The organism is Agromyces humi, assembly GCF_009720255.1.
GTDB lineage: Bacteria > Actinomycetota > Actinomycetes > Actinomycetales > Microbacteriaceae > Agromyces > Agromyces humi.
The window spans coordinates 1-1,464 of the sequence record NZ_WJSP02000615.1 but is presented as its reverse complement, the minus strand read 5'-3'; the positions used below and the strand labels follow the sequence as shown (position 1 = coordinate 1,464).

1 protein-coding gene is annotated in these 1,464 nt (G+C 72.3%); it reads right to left on the bottom strand.

Features of this window, described 5'->3' with window-relative positions; translation table 11 throughout:
* Positions 1-1,334 (bottom strand): glycosyltransferase (locus GH736_RS22880; RefSeq protein ID WP_159607310.1); only part of this gene is annotated, 1,334 nt, incomplete at its 3' end.
* Positions 1,335-1,464 lie beyond the last annotated feature (130 nt).

The following is a 1,464-nucleotide window of genomic DNA, read 5'->3' as shown; positions in this document are numbered from 1 at the left end:
CCGGCGCACTCGTGGGCGTCGCCGCGGCAACGCTGCTCGCGAGCGCCGGGGGCGTCGCCAGCGTCTTCGTGGAGGGCACGGCATGAGCGAGCGGCATCCCGAACTCGAACCCGACCCGTTCGACGACGACGACGGACGGCCCATGCCCGGACACCGCCGGCGTCGGGTGCTGCGGGTCGTGGTGCTGATCGCGCTGGGCGCGCTGCTGCTCCCCCTGGTGCTGTCGGCGTACGGCGTGGCGAAATCGGCGGCCGATCGGGCGTGCTCGGTCTACGTCGCGGCCGCTCGGCCAGGGCGTCGTCGGTCGCGACAGTGGAGATCGCCGCGGCGAGGCGGTTCACGTAGCCCTCTCCGGCGACGCCGACCGGCACCGCGAGCCCTGCCCCGGCCGCCGTCTCGAGGTACTCGGGGATGTCGGAGTGGATGACGGGCGTGCCCAGTGAGAACGCCTCGATGAGGGTGGCCGGATCGCCCTCCTCGTGCCGGGGCGCGATGAACGCCACCGCGCCGCCCAGGACGACCGCGAGGTCCTCGTCGGAGAGCGTGTCGAACGACTGCACCATGCCGCGACGGAGCCCCGACTCCTCAGCCACGTTCGCGAGCTGCTGCTCGCCCCATTCGCGGGGCCCGATCACGGCGAGCGGAAGTTCCGGCATGCCGGGGCGCCCGAGTGCGGCCAGCACATCGCCCACGCCACGGTGCGGCTCGAGTGAGCCGACCGTGACGAGATAGGCGCGCGGCAGACCGAGCGCCTCGAGTCGCCGTTCGGCATCCGCGGGGATCGTCAGGCCCGACCGGGCGGCGGAACTGATGACGCGGATGCGGTCCCCGAAGTCGTGGAGGTCGCCGATCCGGCCTGCGAGGGCGTGCGTGGAGACCACGACGGCGTCGGCATGCTTCCAGGCCCGCTTCAGCATGGCGCGTCGCCACGCGCCCTCGACCGTCGACAGCGACTCGGGATGCGTCGACGCCATCGTGTCGTGCACGGTCACCACCACCTGGTTGCCGCCCGCGCGGTCATGCTTGCGCAGCGGGGCGAACAGGCTCGGGGAGTGGATGATGCCGCCTCCGGGGGAGGTCGTCAGCCCCACCTGCCACGCGGCGGCGAGCTCGCGACGGGCGAGCGACGTGCGGTAGAGGTCGGCGAGACCCGGAAGGTCGGCCTCGATGCGCTCGTAGTCGGACGGAGGGGAGGAGGACACGATGCCGGCCACCTCGCAGTCGGCGGGGGCCGTCGCGATGAGCGAACGCGTGAGATCGAGGGTGTACCGTCCGACGGCGCCGGGCACCGGAGCCGTCAACTGGTCGACGACGACGCGCAGTCGTGTGGTCATGTCCGCTCGCCTCCTGTTCCCATTCAATCTATCGGCAGGGGCGGACCGCTCGCGGTGCCTGTGGAGAGCGGCGGGACGCCCTGCGTGCCTTCGGTGAACTGCCAGTGCCGCCGTCTACACTCATCGGGTG